This window comes from Shinella sp. BE166, from assembly GCF_051201095.1.
Taxonomy (GTDB): Bacteria; Pseudomonadota; Alphaproteobacteria; order Rhizobiales; family Rhizobiaceae; genus Shinella; species Shinella lacus.
Genome location: NZ_JBPEHL010000001.1, coordinates 395,402 through 413,615, shown reverse-complemented (window position 1 = coordinate 413,615; position 18,214 = coordinate 395,402). Strand labels below are relative to the sequence as shown.

General features: G+C 64.0%; 17 protein-coding genes. 5 read left to right on the top strand and 12 right to left on the bottom strand.

Going from position 1 to position 18,214, the window contains the following annotated elements:
- Positions 1–9 precede the first annotated feature (9 nt).
- Complete coding sequence (locus J2Y63_RS01830; protein ID WP_435264652.1) at positions 10–1,455, top strand: APC family permease; 1,446 nt, start codon at positions 10–12, stop codon at positions 1,453–1,455.
- A gap of 36 nt (positions 1,456–1,491) precedes the next feature.
- Here the strand turns inward: J2Y63_RS01830 and J2Y63_RS01825 are convergent, their stop codons facing one another.
- The 11 genes from J2Y63_RS01825 to J2Y63_RS01775 all read right to left on the bottom strand — a co-directional run bounded on the left by J2Y63_RS01825 (position 1,492) and on the right by J2Y63_RS01775 (position 13,731).
- Positions 1,492–2,178 carry an SDR family NAD(P)-dependent oxidoreductase gene (locus tag J2Y63_RS01825; protein WP_435264651.1) on the bottom strand — a complete coding sequence of 229 codons (687 nt, stop codon included), beginning with the start codon at positions 2,176–2,178 and terminating at the stop codon, positions 1,492–1,494.
- A gap of 8 nt (positions 2,179–2,186) precedes the next feature.
- Positions 2,187–3,641: an NAD-dependent succinate-semialdehyde dehydrogenase gene (locus J2Y63_RS01820; protein ID WP_435264650.1), complete on the bottom strand. Its 1,455-nt coding sequence runs from the start codon at positions 3,639–3,641 to the stop codon at positions 2,187–2,189.
- Complete coding sequence (gene gabT, locus J2Y63_RS01815; RefSeq protein ID WP_435264649.1) at positions 3,638–4,942, bottom strand: 4-aminobutyrate--2-oxoglutarate transaminase; 1,305 nt, start codon at positions 4,940–4,942, stop codon at positions 3,638–3,640. Before gabT ends, J2Y63_RS01820 begins: the two co-directional genes overlap by 4 nt.
- 97 nt (positions 4,943–5,039) lie before the next feature.
- Positions 5,040–5,231, bottom strand: coding sequence for a hypothetical protein (locus J2Y63_RS01810; protein WP_023513745.1), 192 nt, complete (start codon positions 5,229–5,231; stop codon positions 5,040–5,042).
- A gap of 4 nt (positions 5,232–5,235) precedes the next feature.
- Entirely contained in the window at positions 5,236–6,933 is a 1,698-nt protein-coding gene (locus J2Y63_RS01805) for a hydantoinase B/oxoprolinase family protein (protein ID WP_261002852.1), read from the bottom strand.
- Between the two features lie 11 nt (positions 6,934–6,944).
- Positions 6,945–8,975, bottom strand: coding sequence for a hydantoinase/oxoprolinase family protein (locus J2Y63_RS01800; RefSeq protein ID WP_435264648.1), 2,031 nt, complete (start codon positions 8,973–8,975; stop codon positions 6,945–6,947).
- Between the two features lie 26 nt (positions 8,976–9,001).
- A complete protein-coding gene (locus tag J2Y63_RS01795; protein ID WP_256114903.1) occupies positions 9,002–9,706 on the bottom strand; it encodes a GntR family transcriptional regulator in 705 nt (234 codons plus the stop codon).
- On the bottom strand, positions 9,699–10,757 hold the full coding sequence (locus J2Y63_RS01790) for a branched-chain amino acid ABC transporter permease (RefSeq protein WP_435264647.1): 1,059 nt from the start codon (positions 10,755–10,757) through the stop codon (positions 9,699–9,701). Before J2Y63_RS01790 ends, J2Y63_RS01795 begins: the two co-directional genes overlap by 8 nt.
- Positions 10,757–11,671 carry a branched-chain amino acid ABC transporter permease gene (locus J2Y63_RS01785; protein ID WP_435264646.1) on the bottom strand — a complete coding sequence of 305 codons (915 nt, stop codon included), beginning with the start codon at positions 11,669–11,671 and terminating at the stop codon, positions 10,757–10,759. The genes J2Y63_RS01790 and J2Y63_RS01785 overlap by 1 nt, the downstream gene beginning before the upstream one ends.
- A gap of 12 nt (positions 11,672–11,683) precedes the next feature.
- Positions 11,684–12,439 (bottom strand): ABC transporter ATP-binding protein, encoded by a 756-nt coding sequence (locus tag J2Y63_RS01780; RefSeq protein WP_435264645.1) that lies wholly within the window; start codon positions 12,437–12,439, stop codon positions 11,684–11,686.
- A gap of 95 nt (positions 12,440–12,534) precedes the next feature.
- The gene (locus J2Y63_RS01775) at positions 12,535–13,731 is read right to left on the bottom strand and encodes an ABC transporter substrate-binding protein (RefSeq protein WP_435264644.1); all 1,197 of its coding nucleotides are present in this window, start codon (positions 13,729–13,731) and stop codon (positions 12,535–12,537) included.
- Between the two features lie 164 nt (positions 13,732–13,895).
- On the opposite strand from J2Y63_RS01775, the gene J2Y63_RS01770 reads away from it, so the two are divergent.
- The 4 genes from J2Y63_RS01770 (at position 13,896) to J2Y63_RS01755 (ending at position 17,780) form a co-directional block, all read left to right on the top strand.
- Positions 13,896–14,624, top strand: coding sequence for an ABC transporter ATP-binding protein (locus J2Y63_RS01770; protein ID WP_256114908.1), 729 nt, complete (start codon positions 13,896–13,898; stop codon positions 14,622–14,624).
- Between the two features lie 26 nt (positions 14,625–14,650).
- The gene (lhgO, locus tag J2Y63_RS01765; RefSeq protein ID WP_435265028.1) at positions 14,651–15,844 is read left to right on the top strand and encodes an L-2-hydroxyglutarate oxidase; all 1,194 of its coding nucleotides are present in this window, start codon (positions 14,651–14,653) and stop codon (positions 15,842–15,844) included.
- A 94-nt stretch (positions 15,845–15,938) separates the two neighbouring features.
- A complete protein-coding gene (locus J2Y63_RS01760; protein ID WP_435264643.1) occupies positions 15,939–16,823 on the top strand; it encodes a helix-turn-helix domain-containing protein in 885 nt (294 codons plus the stop codon).
- Between the two features lie 63 nt (positions 16,824–16,886).
- Positions 16,887–17,780, top strand: coding sequence for an NmrA family NAD(P)-binding protein (locus J2Y63_RS01755; protein WP_435264642.1), 894 nt, complete (start codon positions 16,887–16,889; stop codon positions 17,778–17,780).
- A 61-nt stretch (positions 17,781–17,841) separates the two neighbouring features.
- Here J2Y63_RS01755 and J2Y63_RS01750 read toward each other — a convergent pair whose 3' ends face one another.
- The gene (locus J2Y63_RS01750) at positions 17,842–18,213 is read right to left on the bottom strand and encodes a response regulator (protein ID WP_435264641.1); all 372 of its coding nucleotides are present in this window, start codon (positions 18,211–18,213) and stop codon (positions 17,842–17,844) included.
- Position 18,214 lies beyond the last annotated feature (1 nt).

The window sequence follows — 18,214 nt, the reverse complement described above, 5'->3', positions numbered from 1 at the left end:
GGGAACCAGATGTCAAAGCAAGCCTCCGCAGATACGCCCGCCAACCGGCTAAGGCCGGATTCTCTCGGCGTCGGCGCCATTACCTTTCTCGTAGTGTCGGCGGCAGCGCCGCTCACCGCCACCGCGGGCGGCGTGCCCATGTCGATGCTGCTCGGCAACGGCGCGGGCATTCCAGCCGCATTTCTCGTCGTGGTCGCCGTGCTGCTGCTCTTTTCCGTCGGCTACGTGACCATGACGCGCTACGTGCGCAATGCCGGCGCCTTTTATGCCTATGCCTCGCAGGGCATCGGCGGCATTGCCGGCGGGGCGGCCTCGCTCGTCGCGATCCTCGCCTATAATGCCATGCAGATCGGCGTCTACGGCCTGTTCGGCGCGGCGACGGCCGGCTTCCTCGCCACACTCGGCATCACCCTGCCCTGGTGGGCCTGCGCCTTTGCCGGCATCGCGATCGTGGCCGTCTGCGGCTACCGCCATGTCGACCTTTCGGCCAAGATCCTGGCAGTGCTCGTGCTGCTCGAATTCCTCGTCGTCATCATCGTCGATGTCGCCATTCTCGTGAGCGGCGGGGATTCCGGCTTCACCTTCACCCCGTTCACGCCCACCGCCTTCTTCTCCGGCTCGCCGGCGATCGGCCTGCTGTTCTGCTTCGCATCCTTCGTCGGCTTCGAGGCGACGGCGATCTACAGCGAGGAGGCGCGCGATCCGCTGAAGACCGTGCCCCGCGCGACCTATGTCTCCGTGCTCACCATCGGCATCTTCTACATGCTCACCTCCTGGCTGATGGTCATCGGCGCCGGCGAAGCGAAGCTGTTGCCGGAGCTGCAAAGCCTCGCCGATCCGACCACCTTCCTCTTTGCACTGGCCGAACGTTATGTCGGCAGCTGGATCGTACCGATCATGAGCCTGCTCTTCATCAGCAGCCTTTTTGCCGCCGTGCTGGCGCTGCACAATGCCGTCGCCCGTTATGTCTATGTCGGCGGCCGTGAGGGCTTGTTTCCGAAAATCTGCGGCACCACCCACGGCCTCTTCCAGAGCCCGCATATCGGCTCGGTGGTCCAGACGGTCATCGCCATCGTGGTCATCGCCTATTTCGCGATTGCCGGGCTGGATCCGGTGCTGGCGCTCTTCGCCTGGCTCACCATGCTGGCGACGCTCGCTGTCATGGTGCTGATGGCGCTGACCGCCGTGGCGATCTTCTGCTATTTCCGCAAGAACCCGCAGCTCAAGCACGGTGTCTTCGTCACGACGATCGCGCCGCTTGCGGTGTCGGTCACGCTTGCCGCGATGATCTACTTCGTGACGGTGAATTTTGGCGTGCTGACGGGGGCGAGTTCGGTGCTTGCCGTGGCGCTTCCCGCCCTGATCCCGGCGGCGGCCCTCATCGGCATCCTGCTCGCCACGCGCCTCAAGGGGGCAAGCCCCGACCGCTTCGCCCAGCTCGGCTTCGGCATCTGAATGAGAGCCGGCACGCTCGTGGCGTGCCTGCTCAGCCTACCAGGCGATCGTCTCGTTGCGATAATCGACGAAATGCACGCCGCCGCTGCCGGCGCGGGCAATCAGCGTGCCGACGATGCCGGCAGCACTCGTCTCGACATCGAGCGGTGCGCCATCACCGCCCATGTCGGTGCGCACCCAGCCGGGCGAGACGGCGAGATAGGTTTTGCCGTCCGCATGCCGGGCGGCAAAACTCTTCATCAACTGGTTGAGCGCAGCCTTGCTGGCGCGATAGACGTCCCATCCGCCCCCGGCATTGCCGCTGACGCTGCCCATGTTCGAGGACATGGCGGCAACGACGCCGGCGGACGCGATCAGGTCGTGCAGCGCGCCGATGACGCGCAAGGGCGCCAGCGCATTCGTGGCCATGACACCCAGGAAATCCTGCTCCGGCACGCTTTCGATGGGCGCCGCCGGATCATTGGCAATGCCGGCATTGACGAACAACACGTCCAGCCTGCGTCCAGAAAGTGATTTCCGCACACGTTCGATATCCTCGGCGATCGTGATGTCCATCGTCACGATCGAGAGAGTGCCCTTCCCCGCCAGCGTTTCGAGAGCCGCGCGACCGCGCTCGTTGCGCACAGTCGCGATCACCTCCCATCCGCGCGCAAGAAAGACTTCCGCGAGACCAAGGCCGAGGCCTCGCGATGCTCCGACGATCAATGCCACCTTTTGCGACATGCTGCCCCTTATGATCTCTTCAGCCCGCCGAAGCAGGCATATTTCAACTCCACATATTCCTCGATACCATATTTGGAGCCTTCGCGGCCGAAACCGCTTTCCTTGATGCCGCCGAAGGGGGCGAGTTCGGTGGAGATCAGACCCTCATTGATGCCGACCATGCCGAATTGCAGCTCTTCGAGCACATGCCAGATGCGGTTGACGTCGCGCGCGTAGAAATATGCCATCAGGCCATAGCGTGTGTCGTTGGCGAGGCGGATGACCTCGGCTTCGTCCTTGAAGCGGAAGACCGGGGCGACCGGGCCGAAAGCCTCTTCCTGCGCGAGCCGCATCGAGGCCTGCATGCCGCTCAGCACCGTCGGCTCGAACCAGGTGCCGCCCAGCGCATGCGGCTTGCCGCCGGTCTCGACGCTGGCGCCATGGCCGACGGCGTCGCCGATCAGCTCCGCCACCTTCGCGACAGCCTTGGCGTTGATGAGCGGTCCCTGCACCACCTCCGGCGCGGCACCGTCTCCCACTTTCAGCCTGGCAACTTCTTCCGTCAGCTTCGCCACGAAGGCATCGTGGATGCCATCCTGCACATAGATGCGGTTGGTGCAGACGCAGGTCTGGCCGGAATTGCGGAATTTTGACGCGATCGCGCCGGCGACGGCGAGATCGAGGTCGGCGTCGTCGAAGACGATGAAGGGCGCATTGCCGCCGAGTTCCAGCGACAGCTTTTTCAGCGTATCGGCGCATTGCCGCATCAACAACTTGCCGACGGCCGTTGAACCGGTGAAGGAGAGCTTTCGGATGACCGGATGCTCGCAGAGCAGGCGGCCGATGCCGGCGGAATCTTTTGACGGCACGATGTTGAGCACGCCGGCCGGAATGCCGGCCTGCCGGGCAAGCTCTGCCATGGCGAGCGCCGTCAGCGGTGTTTCCTCGGAGGGTTTGACGACCATGGTGCAGCCGGCCGCAAGCGCTGCGGCGGCCTTGCGGGTGATCATCGCCAGCGGAAAATTCCAGGGCGTGATGGCGGCGCAGACGCCGATCGGCTGTTTCAGCACAACGAAACGCCGGTCGCGCCCGGCCGAGGGGATGACGTCGCCATAGACGCGCTTGGCCTCTTCGGAAAACCAGTCGACGAAGGAGGCGCCGAAGGCCACCTCGCCCCGCGCCTCGTAGAGCGGCTTGCCCTGCTCGGCCGTGATCAGCTGGGCAAGGTCTTCCGTATGCGCGGTGATCAGGTCGAACCAGACGCGCAGCAGTTTTGCCCGCTCCTTGGCCGGGCGCTCGCGCCAGTCCACCTGCGCGCGCTCTGCCGCAAGGATCGCCCGCTCGACATCTTCGGCGGCGAGATCGGCGACGCGGGCGAGAACCTCCCCCGTCGCCGGATTGCGCACCTCGAAGGTCGCGCCCCCATCCCCACCCACCCACTCACCATCGATGAAGGCGCGGTCATGCAGCAGCGCGAGCGTCATTGCCCGGCCTCCGCCTTTTCCAGCGCTGCCCGCAGGCTGTCTTTCAGGATAGCGATGCCTTCGTCGAGATGGTCGAAGGGGATGGTCAGCGGCGTCAGAACACGCACGACATTGCCGTGCACACCGCAGGAGAGCAGCAGCAGGCCCTTTTCGGCGGCAGTATGCGTGATGGCCTTCACCAGTTCCGGCCAGGGCTGGCGCGTCTCGCGGTCACGCACGAACTCGATCGCCACCATGGCGCCGAGGCCGCGCACCTCGCCGATGCAGGCAAACTCGTTGCCCTCCTGCCAGTCCTCGAAGACCGCCTTCAGCCGGCTGCCGACCTCGTTGGCGCGGTCGATCAGCTTTTCGTCCTCGATGATCTCCATCACGGCAAGCGAGGCCGCGCAGGACAGCGGATTGCCGGCGAAGGTCGAGCCGACGCCGCCCATCGGGATCTTGTCCATGATATCGGCGCGGCCGGTGACGGCGGCGATCGGGAAACCGCCGCCAAGTCCCTTGGCCATGGTGACGATATCGGCGGCGACGCCGGCATGTTCCATCGCGAACATTTTGCCCGTGCGGGCAAAGCCGGTTTGGATCTCGTCGGCGATGAGCAGGATACCGTGTTTGTCGCAGATCTCGCGCAGCGTGCGCAGGAAGGTGACGGGCGCCGGGTAGAAACCGCCCTCGCCCTGCACCGGCTCGACGAAGATGCCGGCGACGCGGGTGGGATCGACCTCGGAGCGGAAGAAGCGGTCGAGGGCGGTCAGCGATTCCTGCTCGGAAATGCCGTGATAGGGGATCGGGAACGGCAGATGGAAGACATCCGGCACCAGCGGGCCGAAGCCGGCCTTGTAGGGCGCGGTCTTGCCGGTCAGCGTCATCGCCATCAGCGTGCGGCCGTGGAAGGCGCCGGAAAAGGCGACGAAGGCCGAGCGGCCGGTCGCGGCGCGGGCGATCTTGGCGGCGTTCTCGATGGCTTCCGCGCCGGTTGAGACAAGAAACGTCTTCTTCGGGAAGTCACCCGGCACCAGGTCGTTCAGCTTCTCGCAGACCGCGACATAATCGATATAGGGCGTGGTCTGGAACGAGGTGTGCGTGACCTTATCGAGCTGGTTGCGCACCCGCTCGACCACTTTCGGATGGCGGTGACCGGTGTTGTTGACGGCGATGCCGGCGGCAAAATCGATGTAGCGCTTGCCTTCGACGTCCCACAGTTCGGCGTTTTCCGCCTTCTCGATATAGACGTCGAGATGTTTCGACAGGCCAGCCGGAATAGCGGCAGCGCGCCGCGCCGTGAAGGCAGCGTTCGTGGACATGGATGTCTCCTTGGACAGTTTGTTATGGCGCGGCGCTAATCGCGGCGCTTCAAATTGGCCGGCCCCACCCTCACAGACGGGGCCGGCACATCAATTCCTAGACGGCCGCCTTGGCGCGGCGGGCGTCCCGGGCAAGCTTCCAGTCGACGCATTCCTCGGAGCAATAGATACTCCCGTCATGCACCTTCTTGCGGGCGGAATCCTCGGCCGAGGCCTCGTAGATCAGCACGCCGCAATTGGCGCATTTCGTGTAGCTTTCGATGTAAAGCCCGTTCAGCGAAAACTTCATGGTCTCAGGCCTCCTGGTAGCCGTAATGTTTCTGGGCGGCCGCCTTGGAGACGTAGCCCTCGCGGACATCCTCTGCGACCGCTGCCGGGTCGCGCTTTGCCGGTTCGCCGTAGCCGCCACCGCCGGGGGTGACGAGCCGCACGCGGTCACCGCGGCGGATCGAGACGTTGGAGTAGCGGCTGGTCGAGGCCTTGCCGTAGGCCTCGCGCATCGTCTGCCAGTCCTCGCGGCCGTTCTTCATGACCAGCGTCGCGCCGACGCCGCCTTCCGTGCCGCCGTTGAGGCCCCAGGGGGCGAGCAGGTGGCGGTCGGTCATCTGCGAGCAGATGATCTCGTCGTTGAGGCACAGCATCTGCTTGGAATAGCCGACCCCGCCGCGGTATTCGCCGGCACCGCCGGCATCGACGTTGAAGGCGAGGCTTTCGATGCGCCAGGGGAAGCGCGTCTCATAGACTTCAACCGGCGTGATGCGGCAATTGCCGTTGATCGAATCGACGCCGTCATTGCCGTCCGCAAAGGCGCGGCCGCCCCAGCCAACCGCCTCGAGATCGTAGCAGGCGAAGTATTCGCCCGTATCCGCATCGACACCGCCGAAGACGAAGTTGCAATGCGTCGCCCCTTCCGCGGCCATGACGCGGTTTGGAATGGCCGGCGCCATGGCGCCGAGGATCGTGCCGACGATGCGCGGGTGCGTCTCGGTGTTGCCGCCGACTTCCGGTGCGGGGAAATCCACGTTGACGATGGTGCCGGGCGGCGCCATCACCCGGATCGGCCGGAAGCAGCCGGAATTGCGTGGGATCGTCGGGTCGGTCATGTGCAGCACGGCATTGTAGGCGGCCGAGGTGGCGACGCCGAGCGTCGCGTTGATCGGGCCGGAGGCCTGCGGCGAGGAGCCGTGGTAGTCGACGATGATCTCGCCGCCGCGCTTGTGCACTTCCACGGCGACCGTGTAGGTGCGCTCGGCATCGATACCGTCGCTCTCGATCGTGTCGGAGAAGGCGTAAATGCCGTCCGGGATCGCTTCCAGCTCGGCGCGCATGCGGCGCTCCGAATAGAGCAGCAGGTCGTTGACGGTCTCCTTGATCTTCTCCTTGCCGTATTTCTTGTAGATCTGCGTCATCTGCTTTTCGCCGAGATCGACGGCGGCGATGAGGGCGCGCAGGTCACCATAGTTGACGCGCGGTGTGCGCACATTGGCGAGAAGCAGCTTCCAGACCTCGATATTGTCCTTGCCGCGCTTCTTGATCTTCACCGGCGGAATGCGAAGGCCCTCCTGGAAGATTTCCGTCGCCTCGCCGCAGAAGCCGCCCGGCGCCATGCCGCCGACTTCGGCGATATGGCCGATCGCCACCGCAAAGCCCATGATCTCGCCATCGACGAAGATCGGCTTGAAGAAGGTGTGCTCCGGCGTGTGCAGGCCGCCGCGATAGGGGTCGTTGTGCAGGATGACGTCGCCCTCCTCGATCTCGTCGATCGGGATTTCCTTGAGGCACGACTTGACGAGCAGCGGCATGCCGCCGATCTGCGCCGGGCAATAGTCGGCAACCGCGATCATGTCGCCGTTCATGTCTGCGAGGCCGCAGGTGAAATCGAGCGCCTCGTTGAAGATCGTCGAATAGGACGTCTTCATCAGCACGATCCCCATCTCCTTGCAGAGAGAGACCATGCTGGATTCCAGGATGTTCATCGTAACGAAGTCCATGACGGTACTCCTCAGGCCGAAATGATCAGATTGCCGAGACGGTCGACGCGAAGCGTCTGTTTCGGCTGCAGAATGGTGACGGAGGCGCTTTCTTCGACAATGGCAGGACCGGCGACGGTCTGCCCCTGCTTGAAGGTGCCGCGGTCGTAAGTCTTCACGTCGTGCCAGCCGTCCTCGAAGCGCACCTTGCGGCTGCCGGAAGAGGCAGGCGTGCCCTCACCCTTTTCGAGTTCGCGCATCTTCGGCTTTTCCGAAACGGCGACGGCCACGACCTTGAGATTGACCGTCTCGATGGTTTCGCCGGGGATGGAGAAGCCGAAGCGGTTCTGGTGCTCCTCGTGGAAACGCTCCCAGAGGTTCGCGATGGTCTCCTCGGTGAACTGGTTGGCCGGAAAACTCAGTTCCAGCTCGTGGTTCTGGCCAAAGTAGCGCGCCTCGATGGAGCGGTAGATCTCCACCTTCTGCTGGTAGCCCTGAGAGACCAGCTCGGCGATGGCGCCGTCTACGAGTTCCGTCATCGCGGCCGTGGCGCGGGCGCCATCGAAGTATTTCGAGATCTGCTGCACCGTGCGATGCCGGTCGACACGGGCATCGGTCATGATGAAGCCGAAGGCCGAGAACTGGCCGGGATAGTTCGGCACGATGCCCTGCGGAATGCCGGCAATATCCATCAGGTCGCAGATATGCACCGGGCCTGCCCCGCCCGAGGCGACAAGCGAGAAATCGCGCGGATCGAGGCCGCGCTGGAGCAGGACGGCGCGCAGCGCGCCCAGCATATTGTTGTTGGCGATCTGCACCATGGCGAAGGCCGCCGCATCGACTTCAAGGCCCAGCTGGTCGGCGACCGTCTTGACCGCACGATGCGCCGCTTCCGCATCGAGCTTCATCTTGCCGCCGAGGAAGTAGTCGGGGTTGATGCGGCCGAGAACGACGTTGGCATCCGTCACAGTGGCATTCTCGCCGCCGCGGCCGTAGCAGGCAGGACCCGGTGCGGCGCCGGCCGATTGCGGCCCCATGCGCAGCATGCCGCCCTTGTCGATCCAGGCAATCGAGCCGCCGCCGGCGCCGATCGTGTGGATGTCGATCATCGGGATCTGGATCGGCAGGCCCCATTCGATCTCGAAGCTCGTCGTCACATGCTCCATGCCGTCGACGACGGTCGAGCAATCGGTCGAAGTGCCGCCCATGTCGAAGGTAACGAGGTTCTTGATGCCGGTGAGTTCCGAGAGAACGCGGGTGGCAACCACGGCGCCGGTCGGGCCGGACAGCGTCATCTGCACCGGTGCTTCGGCAGCGCCCTTGAGCGTCGATTCACCGCCGTTCGACTTGATCACGCCGATCCTGTCACCGATGCCGATGGCGTCCAGGCGCTTCTGCATGCGGTGGAAATTGTCGGAGACGATGGGCTTCAGGTAGGCGTCGGCGATCGTGGTCGAGGCGCGGTCGTATTCCTTCCACTTCGGCAGGACCTCGTAGGAAATCGAGATGGGCATGCCCGGCAGTTCTTCCGCAAGGATATCGCGGATGCGCTGCTCATGGCTCGGGTCGATATAGGAGAACAGCGTGCAGACGGCGATCGCCTCGATCGTGCCGTCGGCCTTGATGGTGGCGGCAAGCTCCCGCACGGCCGCCTCGTCGAGTGCCGTGACCAGCTCGCCCTTGGCGCTGAAACGGCCACCGATCTCATAGGTGTCCGCGCGCTTCATCAGCGGCTTGGTCTTGATCCAGGTAATGTCGTAGTGGCTGCGGCGGTCGCCGCGCTGGATGAAGGGAACATCGCGAAAGCCGGTGGTCGTGACATACGCGACCTTGGCGCCACGGCGCGTCAGGAGCGCATTGGTGGCAATCGTCGTGCCGAGACGGATCTTGTCGACGCTCGCAACATCCTCCACCTGTCCAAGCCCCTGGAGCACGCCTTCGATCGGTTCGGAGGGCGTCGTCAGGTTCTTCCAGTTCTCGATGGTGCCGGTCGCCGCATCGTAGGAAACGAAGTCGGTGAACGTTCCCCCAATATCGATGCCGATGATTTTTCTGTCAGGCATTGTTCCCTCTTTTCTCATGGATAGGGTCAGGACGAGCGGGGTTTTTCCCGCTCGTAAGCTTCAAGCAGGTGGCGCCAGGAATCGCGGATGTGATCGCGGATGGCGTCCATCGCCTTTTCGGGGTTGCGGGTGCGGAGCGCCTCGACGACCGGCCAGTGATCGACCGCGGCCGCCATCTGGCTTTCGAACTGGCGCTCGGCCATGGTGATGAGCATCTGCACTTCCGCCTGGATGTTGGTGAAGGCGTGCAGCGTCTGGCGATTCTTCGAGAGCCGGCAGATTTCGAGGTGGAAGGCGAGGTCGTTTTCGACCAGCGCGATCTCGTCATTGGCATTGGCGGCCGCGACCATCGCATCGACGAAACCGGCAATGCGCTCGATGTCGGCGTCGGTCATCTGCGGCAGCGCCTGCTCGACGGCGAAGCGCTCGACGACGACGCGGAACGAGAAGATCTCGTCGATATCGCTGTGCAGGAAGGTGCGAACGAAGGTGCCCTTGCGGGGAACCGCGACGAGCAGGCCGCGCTCCTCCAGCCGGCGGATCGCCTCGCGGATGGGGTTGCGGCTGATGCCGAGCTGGCGGGCGAGTTCCGCCTCGTTGATGCGCTGGCCGGGCTGGAGCCGGCCGAAGATCAGTTCGCGCACGAGAAAGGTCGAAACCTGGTCGGACAGCATCCGGTGGTCGATGATGCCAATCGGCTCGTCGGTATTGAAGAGTAGATTGTTAGCCATTGATGAGCCCTTTCTCGCGATGTTCCTGCTCCGGCAGGGTCATTTCTCGCCCTGCCATGATTCCGTCTTTGCGGAAGACCAGTATCAACAGCATAAAGGCCGCGATGATAAGCTCCTGCGTGCCCGCCGGCAGGGACCACTGCTCGCCGCCGATCGAAATCCCGCCTTCAAGCCGACGGAAGATATCGACCATCGCCGTGATGACGACGACGCCGACCACAGCACCCGCAAGGCTGCCCATGCCGCCGACGATGAGCATGGCGAGCGCCAGGAAGGTGAAGCTCAGGAAGAAACTGTTGATCGACACCGTGCCAAGGTAGTGCGCTTGAAGCACCCCGCCGAGGCCGACCATGAAACCCGAGAGCGTGAAGGCGATCAGCCGCGACCAGTAGAGGGAGATGCCCGATGCGGCGGCGGCAACCTCGTCTTCTCGCGTCGCCCGGATGGCCAGCCCAAAGGCGGAGACCTGGTAGAGATAGGCGACGACGATGGCGATGACGGCGCAGCCGAGTGCCAGCCAGGCCGTCACATAGGTCGGCAGGCCGACGATCGAGGCGGAACCCATCGTGACGCTGTCCCAGTTGGAATAGACGACGTTCAGGATGAAGAGCACGGCGAGCGTGGAGATCGACGCTGCAAGACCGGTGAGCCGCATGATGACGAGCCCGGTAAGAAAGGCGGCACCGCCGGCAAGCAGCACCGAGACCACAGCCGAGGGCAGCAGCGGAATGCTCTGGTCGCGCAGGAACGGCGGCAGGCCGGACATGGTGATCGGCTTCAGCATCTCGCAGCAGGTCTGCCAGGCCGAGGCGTAGGCCGCGATCGCCATGAAGGTGGCATGGCCGAAGGAGATGATGCCGGAATTGCCGACAAAGACATAGAGCCCGACGACGATGACGATGCTGATCAGCATTTCGATGACGGTGCGCTGGATGGAGAGGCCGCCGAACTGCCCGGTGACCACCACGATGATCGCAAGCGGTATGACGAGGGCGAGCACCGGAAACCAGAAGCGGCCAATCGCTGCGAAGGACATGGTATCGCTTTTCATTATACGCGCTCCTTCGCGGCGCTGGTGACGATCAGGCCCTGCGGGCGCACGAGGAGGATAAGGATGACCATCATGAACACGCCGGCATCGCGGAAGGGTCGCAGGTCCGCCGGCAGATAGGTTTGCAGCAGCACGCTGGCGACACCGACGAGGAACCCGCCAAGTGCTGCGCCCGGCAATGAGCCCATGCCGCCGATGACGGTGGCGAAGAAGGCGTAGACGACGGGCATCAGGCCCATGCGCAGGTCGAGCGTGCCGGTCTGGATGGTCAGGAGCAGCGAAACCGCGCCGCCAAGCAGGCCGGAGATGGCAAAGGCGAGCGCGATGACCCGGTTCGCCGGCATGCCGAGCAGGCGCGCCATCTGGAAATTCTCTGCCGCTGCCCGCATCTGGATGCCGAGCGGCGTCTTCTTGAGGAAGAGCACCAGGGCGACGAGCAGGCCGGCGGTGACGACCATGGTGAGGAGCTGCACGCCTGGAACCCGCACGCCGCCGATCTCCACCGCGTTCGCCAGGCCCTGCCCGATGCCGACCGATTTCGGCCGGCCGGTATGGATGAGCATGACGAGGTTCTGCAGGAAATAGCTGACGGCGAAGGAGGAGATGAGCAGCGTCGACGGATTGGAATTGCGCAGTGGCCGGAAGGCGACGCGCTCGGTCAGAAGCGCCAGGGCCATCACGACGACGAGCACGCCGCCGATCATCAGGGCCGAGGGCAGCGCGCCGAGCAGCAGCGGCGGCGTGACGCTCGCGGTCGGCACGACCAGCGCATAGGCGCCGATGGTAATATAGTCGGCCTGGGCGAAATTGACGAGCCGCATGACGCCGAAGACGAGGCCGATCGCCAGCGCGACCAGGGCATAGAGGCTGCCCAGCGCGATGGCATCGACGAGAACTTGAACGATGTTGGCCATGGCGTCCGGTTCCTAGATCGCGAGGGTGCTGTCGGCCGCCTTTTCGCCGAGATAGGCGCGGCGGACGGCGGGGTTTTTCTGGATATCCTGGGGCGAACCCTCGGCGAGGCTCTGGCCGCCATCGAGCACATGGATGCGCTGGCAGACGCCCATGATCACCTTCATATTGTGTTCGATCAGCAGCACGCCGCAGCCGAAGCGCGCCGGCAACTCGGCGATGACCTCCATCAGCGCCTCGCATTCGGCATCGTTCATGCCCGAGGCCGGCTCGTCGAGCAGCGCGAAGGACGGCTGCAAGGCGAGTGCCCGGGCGATGCTGACACGCCGCTCGTCGCCATAGGAAAGGCTGTCGCAGCGGTCGTCGGCTTTTTTCGCAAGGCCCATCCAGTCGAGGATTTCGAGCGCCCGCTCCCGGGCCGCCTTGCGCGAAAGCCCGCTGCCGATCGCGGCGACCGAAAGGTTCTGCTCCACCGTCATCGCCCGGAAGAGACGCGCCGCCTGGAAACTGCGGCCGACGCCGGCCTGGGCGATCTTGCGGGCCGTGAGCTTCGAAACGTCGATGCCGTCGAGGCTGATGCTGCCGCTGGTCGGGCGCTGGAAGCCGCTCAGCACATTGACCATGGTCGTCTTGCCGGCGCCGTTCGGACCGATGAGGCCGAGCACCTCGCCGCGCCGGAGTTCGAGATCGACCCCGCTCAAGGCCCGGATCCCGCCAAATGCGACGGCAACGCCGCGGGCTTCCAGCCGTTCTTTCGATGGACGTGACATATCGTGCGAGACCTATTCGTAAGCTCGGCTATGAATTCTCTTGGAGATTTTGGCCCGTCGGCTGCACCGCCATGCAGCCGACGGATCGCTGCCGGTTACTGACCGACGCGGAACAGGAGCTTCATGTCCGGCTTGAACGAGTTCCGGTAAACTTCCACAGCGCGGAAGGAGTCGTTCTCGACCTTCATGATCAGCCAGGGACGATCGACCTGGATATGAAGCTGATCGGTGAAGGATGTCGGGCCGGCGGTGAACGGCTGGTCCTTGAAGGTGTTCATGACGCCGACCACGGCTTCGGATTCCGTCGTCTTTGCCTGCTCGACCGCATAGGCCCACTGTTCGATGAGGCTGTAGCCGAGAACCGAATAGGAGGAGACCGGCGGCTCGCCGTAACGCGCCTTGTGGCTTTCGAGGAACGTGTTCATTTCCGGGCGCGGATCATCGCCGTAAAGCGACATGAAGGCGGGCAGGTAGAAATCCTTGAGGCCCGGCACGGCATTAAGCCAGTAATTGTCGACCATGGCCGTGTTGGCGAGGATCGGCAGGTCGATGCCGGCGGCGCGAAGCTGGCGCACGGCCGAAGCGCCACCCGGCGTGAACGAGCAGACGAAGACCGCATCCGGCTGCGTCGCCAGCCCCTTGAGGCGGGTGATCTGCGAGGCGATCGACGGGTCGTCATTCTTGAAGGTGTCGTTGCCGAGGATCGTCTCTGCGCCGGCACTTGCAGTCCAGGCCGCGCGAAAACCGGCGCAGGCCGACTTGTTGTATTCGATCGTCAGGTCTTCCAGCACGTAGACCGACTTCAGGTTCATTTTCTTGTTGCCGTATTCGGCAATGGCGATGCCTTCCGACTGCGCCGCGCTGTTGGCGGTGAAGGCGAGCGGGCCGACGCCCTGTACGCCCATCTTCGGATCGGCCGCACAGAGGCTGAAGGCGATCTTGCCGGCCTGCTTGGCGGCAAGCGCCGACGGTGCGCCGAAATCGTAGTCGCAGGAGACGACCAGCATGTCGACGCCGCTGTCGACCAGCTGTGCGCCGACCGTCGCGGCACGGGCCTGCTCCGTCTTGGTGTCCATAACGGAATATTCGATCTGGCGACCCAGCAGGCCGCCGGCCTTGTTGATTTCCTCGATCTTCATGACGGCGGCCTTGAAGGGCGCGCTGTCGTAGTTCGAAAGCCAGCCGGATTCCGCGATGGCGAAGCCGATCTTGATCGGCTCTTCGGCCTGAACGCTGGTCACCGGCAACAGGAGGGCGATTGCGGCCGAGGCGGCCACAGCAACAGATTTCATCGTCGTTCCCCTTTGGCGATGAACGATGCACCGCCATAATTTTTGCACATAGTCCTCTGTGGACAGAAGACAGAATGCGGGTTAGATTTTTTTTGTCAACGGCAAAAAACGGTGAGCCTTTCCGATTTCGATCGACGGCCTCAACCGCGCTAAAGGGGAACGACATGCTCGAAATACGCAGCCTCACTGCCGGCTACGGCCGGCTTGCTGCCTTGAAATCGGTCGATCTGGAGGTCCGCAAGGGCGAGATCGTCTTCGTCGTCGGCCCCAACGGCGCCGGCAAATCCACGCTTCTGAAGACGATTTCCGGGCTCATGGCGCCGACCGGCGGCACGATGACCTTCAATGGCGAGCCGATCGCCGGCCAGGTACCCGAAAAGCTGTGCCGGAAGGGCCTGGCGCTGGTGCCGGAAGGCCGCAGCATCTTTCGCACGCTGACGGTGCAGGAAAACCTGCTGCTCGGCGGCATGATCCGCAAGGACAAGGCTGAAGCCGCCGCGGATCTGGAGCGCGTGCTTGCCATCTTCCCGATCCTGAAGGCCCGCTACCGCGGTGTTGCCGGCCACCTTTCCGGCGGCGAACAGCAGCAGCTCGCCATCGCCCGCGCCATCCTGCAACGCCCCTCGCTGATGATGATCGACGAACCCTCGCTCGGCCTTGCGCCGCTCGTCATCGACCAGGTCTATGCAAGCCTGCGCCAGCTCAATGCCGATGGGTTGACGCTGCTCGTCGTCGAACAGTCCACCGCCCGCATCCTCGATCTTGCCTCCCGAATCTACGTGCTGCGCAACGGCCATGTGGCGCTGGAGGGTTCGGCAAACGAACTTGCCGACGGCCATGCATTGGAAGAGGCTTATTTCGGCTATGGCGAACGCCAGGCTGCGGGCGCATAATCGGCCAGGCAGGGGCAGGACAGATGATTTTCGACTATTGCGTTATCGGCGGCGGTATCGTCGGGCTGGCGACGGCCATGCGGCTTCTGGAAGGCCGGCCCGGCAGCAGCCTGATCCTCATCGAAAAGGCGGATGCGCTCGGCAAGCACCAGACCGGCCACAACAGCGGCGTCATCCATGCCGGCATCTATTATCCACCCGGCAGCCTGAAGGCCGAACTCTGCCGCAAAGGCGCCGAGGCCACCAAGGCCTTCTGCCTGGAGAACGACATCCGCTTCGAGGTCTGCGGCAAGCTGCTCGTCGCAACATCCGATCTCGAAGTGGAGCGCATGGAAGCGCTCTACGAACGCTCGAAACAGAACACGATCGAGGTCCAGCGCATCAGAGAGGGCGAGCTGAAGGAGCGGGAGCCGAACATCCGCGGCCGCGGCGCGCTCTTCGTGCCCTCCACCGGCATCGTCAGCTATGCCGAAGTCTGCCAGGCCATGGGACGGCGCATCAAGGCGCTCGGCGGCGAAATCCGCCTCTCGACGCGCATCACCGGCATTCGCGAATCCATCGATTCCGTGGGCGTCGCATCGGCTGGCGAAAGCTGGCAGGCGAAAAAGCTGGTGGTCTGCGGCGGCCTCCAGTCCGACCGGCTGGCCGTGCTCGCCGGGCTTTCGATCGAGCACCGCATCGTTCCCTTCCGCGGCGAATATTATCGCCTGCCGGCAGCCAAGAACGACATCGTCCGCCACCTGATCTACCCGATCCCCGATCCCGCCCTGCCCTTCCTCGGCGTGCACCTGACGCGCATGATCGACGGCAGCGTGACGGTCGGACCCAATGCCGTGATCGGCTTTGCCCGCGAGGGCTATCCGCGCCTTTCCGTGAACCTTGCCGATATGGCGGACTACGCGCTGTTTCCCGGCTTCTGGAAAACCGTGTTCGCCAACCGCAAATCCGCGGTCACCGAGCTGCGCAACTCGCTCTGGAAGCCGGGCTATCTGGAAGAATGCAGGAAATACTGCCCAAGCCTCGACCTCACCGACCTGCTCCCGCACGAAGCCGGCATCCGCGCCCAGGCCGTCCGCAAGGACGGCGCCCTGATCCACGATTTCCTCTTCGCGCAGACCGACCGCATGCTCCACGTCTGCAACGCCCCCTCCCCCGCCGCCACCTCGGCAATCCCGATCGCCGAAATGATCGTCGAGCGCATGGCAGAAAAGAGCCGGTGAAACTTGCGCGCGACATCGGCGACGGTCTGCGGGCGGTTGTTAAACGGATGATTGCCCAGTAATCTCGCCGCCAACCTTTCGAAAGCATAGCCCGATGGCGCCTCATGCAGCACAGATCCTGTTGACAAGCGCCGGCAGGAACTGGACCGGACTCGACGCCGATTTCCTGCATATCCCGCGTGGCCTGTCGCATGTGCCGGGCGGAAAACTGCACAGCCTGGGCATGCATTTCGGTCCGCCCGTAAAGGCCGATTGTTCGATCGGCGGCCGGCGCATGCGCCGGGTGCAGAAGCCGGGCGATATCGACATCGTTCCGGCGGGCGTAGATGGCTCATGGGAGGACGATGCAGACTGCCGGATCCTGCGACTGAGCCTCCACCCTTCGCTGCTTGATCAGGTTGCCGGGGAACTCGGACGCGACGCTGGCAAGATCGAGCTGCTGCCGAGATTTCAGGTTCGCGACGCGCGCCTCGAAGGCATAGGTTTGGCCATCAAGGCGGATCTGGAGGCGAACACGCCGTCCGATCCCCTCTTCATCGATCTTCTCGCCAACGCGCTCGCCGTCCGGTTGATCGAGACTGCCAGCGGCGATTTTCTGGCGCGGGATGATCGCAGCGAGCCGAAACTCTCGGCGCGTCAGCTTCGCATGTTGACGGACTTCATCGAGGCCAATCTCGATCAACGACTCCGGCTTGCTGACCTGGCAATGGTCGCAAGCGTCAGCGTCACGCGCCTGAAGACCCTGTTTCGCAACAGCACCGGCGCCGCGGTGCATCAATATGTCATCCGCCGCCGCGTTGAATATGCGCGCGCCCTGATGCTCACAACGACGATGCCGGCAAGTGAGATCGCGGCCGCGGCTGGGTTCGCGCATCAAAGCCATATGACCTCGACGATGCGCCGGCTCCTCGGCCAGACCCCTGGTGAGATCGCCCGGCAGGCGAGTGAATTCCGCCCGAATCTGCAAAAATCCGCCTGAATCTGTGCGACGAAGTCTGTACCGCTCCCTACTCCTTGCCCATCTTCAGCAAGGAAATGCACTATGTTTGCAATCGTTGGAGCCGCCGGTAAGGTCGGTTATTCTACATCATTGGCACTGCGCAAGGCCGGCATGCCCGTCCGGGCGATCCTGCGCGACGAGGCAAAGGCGGGCCGGCTCCGTGAAATAGGCTGCGACATCGCGCTCGCCGATCTGCAGGACCCCACCGCCCTCGGCTGGGCGATCGCGAATGCGGATGCCGTGCAGGTCATTCTTCCGCCTCCAACGCAGGCCGAGGATGCCCCCGGCGACATGCGCCGGTCGATCGAAAGCATGGCTATGGCGCTGGAGCGGGCGCGGGCGCGGCCGAAACGTGTCCTGGCGATTTCCGATTATGGCGCCCATATCGGCGACGATATCGGGATGCCCACCCTCTTTCGCATTTTCGAGGAACGCCTTCGCAGGCTGGACATGCCGAAGATTTTCTTGCGATCGGCAGAACATATGGAAGGCTGGGGCACGTTCGTTCCAATGGCGATCACGACCGGCATCCTACCCAGCCTGCACCACCCGGTCGAAATGGATTTTCCGACGGTTTCGGCGGCAGATGTCGGCTTGATGGCCGCGGACCTCCTGCTTGGCCCAAGCGGCGGAACCGATGTGCAAATCGTCCATGCGGAAGGGCCACGCCGCTACAGCGCTGCCGATGTGGCCGCGGTTCTGAGTCAATTGCTCGGACGCACGATCACCGCACAAGCGCTGCCTCGTGCGCAATGGCAGGAAAGCCTGGAGCGGGTTGTGAGCGCAAGCACCACCAAGCTGCTGATCGACCTTTACGTCGCACATAACACGGGTGGACTCATAGACGTCGAGCCCGACGGCGAGGTTCGCTATGGCGCTGCCACATTGATCGATGCGCTCCGGCCATTGGTTCCAGCGGCGGTGGGCCTCGACTGAAATCGACCAGGGTTCGATGGGCGGCGAGGCGATTCGCGGCATGCTTTCCGCCTAGAGTTCCTTAACTCGCGCCGGGAAGGAGCTTCTCGATCTTGCCGATCAGCCGCGGCAGGTCGATAGGCTTGGTGTCGAAGTCGTCGCAGCCGGCTTCGCGGGCGCGGGCTTCGTCGACGCTCATCGCGTGGGCGGTGAGGGCAATGATGGGGAGGCCCGTGCCGGCGGGGCCGCTGCGGATGCGGCGCGTCGCCTCGCAGCCGTCGATGCCGGGCAGGCCGATGTCCATCAAGACGAGGTCGGGCGCATCGGCTTCCGCCCGCGCGACGGCCTCTTCGCCGTCATGGGCGAAAATGACCTCGTAGCCACGGCGTTCCAGCCGGCGCGAGAGCATGTCGCGGTTCATTTCATTGTCTTCGACAAGCAGGATCTTCACCATC

Bases quoted from the DNA above. Each gene is read 5' to 3' on its own strand.
- J2Y63_RS01830 (WP_435264652.1), top strand. From the start codon at position 10: ATGTCAAAGCAAGCCTCCGCAGATACGCCCGCCAACCGGCTAAGGCCG.
- J2Y63_RS01800 (WP_435264648.1), bottom strand. From the start codon at position 8,975: ATGCCTGACAGAAAAATCATCGGCATCGATATTGGGGGAACGTTCACC.
- J2Y63_RS01810 (WP_023513745.1), bottom strand. From the start codon at position 5,231: ATGAAGTTTTCGCTGAACGGGCTTTACATCGAAAGCTACACGAAATGC.
- J2Y63_RS01795 (WP_256114903.1), bottom strand. From the start codon at position 9,706: ATGGCTAACAATCTACTCTTCAATACCGACGAGCCGATTGGCATCATC.
- J2Y63_RS01820 (WP_435264650.1), bottom strand. From the start codon at position 3,641: ATGACGCTCGCGCTGCTGCATGACCGCGCCTTCATCGATGGTGAGTGG.
- J2Y63_RS01760 (WP_435264643.1), top strand. From the start codon at position 15,939: ATGGCGCCTCATGCAGCACAGATCCTGTTGACAAGCGCCGGCAGGAAC.
- J2Y63_RS01790 (WP_435264647.1), bottom strand. From the start codon at position 10,757: ATGAAAAGCGATACCATGTCCTTCGCAGCGATTGGCCGCTTCTGGTTT.
- J2Y63_RS01805 (WP_261002852.1), bottom strand. From the start codon at position 6,933: ATGGACTTCGTTACGATGAACATCCTGGAATCCAGCATGGTCTCTCTC.
- J2Y63_RS01780 (WP_435264645.1), bottom strand. From the start codon at position 12,439: ATGTCACGTCCATCGAAAGAACGGCTGGAAGCCCGCGGCGTTGCCGTC.
- J2Y63_RS01750 (WP_435264641.1), bottom strand. From the start codon at position 18,213: ATGGTGAAGATCCTGCTTGTCGAAGACAATGAAATGAACCGCGACATG.
- J2Y63_RS01770 (WP_256114908.1), top strand. From the start codon at position 13,896: ATGCTCGAAATACGCAGCCTCACTGCCGGCTACGGCCGGCTTGCTGCC.
- J2Y63_RS01755 (WP_435264642.1), top strand. From the start codon at position 16,887: ATGTTTGCAATCGTTGGAGCCGCCGGTAAGGTCGGTTATTCTACATCA.
- gabT (WP_435264649.1), bottom strand. From the start codon at position 4,942: ATGTCCACGAACGCTGCCTTCACGGCGCGGCGCGCTGCCGCTATTCCG.
- J2Y63_RS01785 (WP_435264646.1), bottom strand. From the start codon at position 11,671: ATGGCCAACATCGTTCAAGTTCTCGTCGATGCCATCGCGCTGGGCAGC.
- J2Y63_RS01775 (WP_435264644.1), bottom strand. From the start codon at position 13,731: ATGAAATCTGTTGCTGTGGCCGCCTCGGCCGCAATCGCCCTCCTGTTG.
- J2Y63_RS01825 (WP_435264651.1), bottom strand. From the start codon at position 2,178: ATGTCGCAAAAGGTGGCATTGATCGTCGGAGCATCGCGAGGCCTCGGC.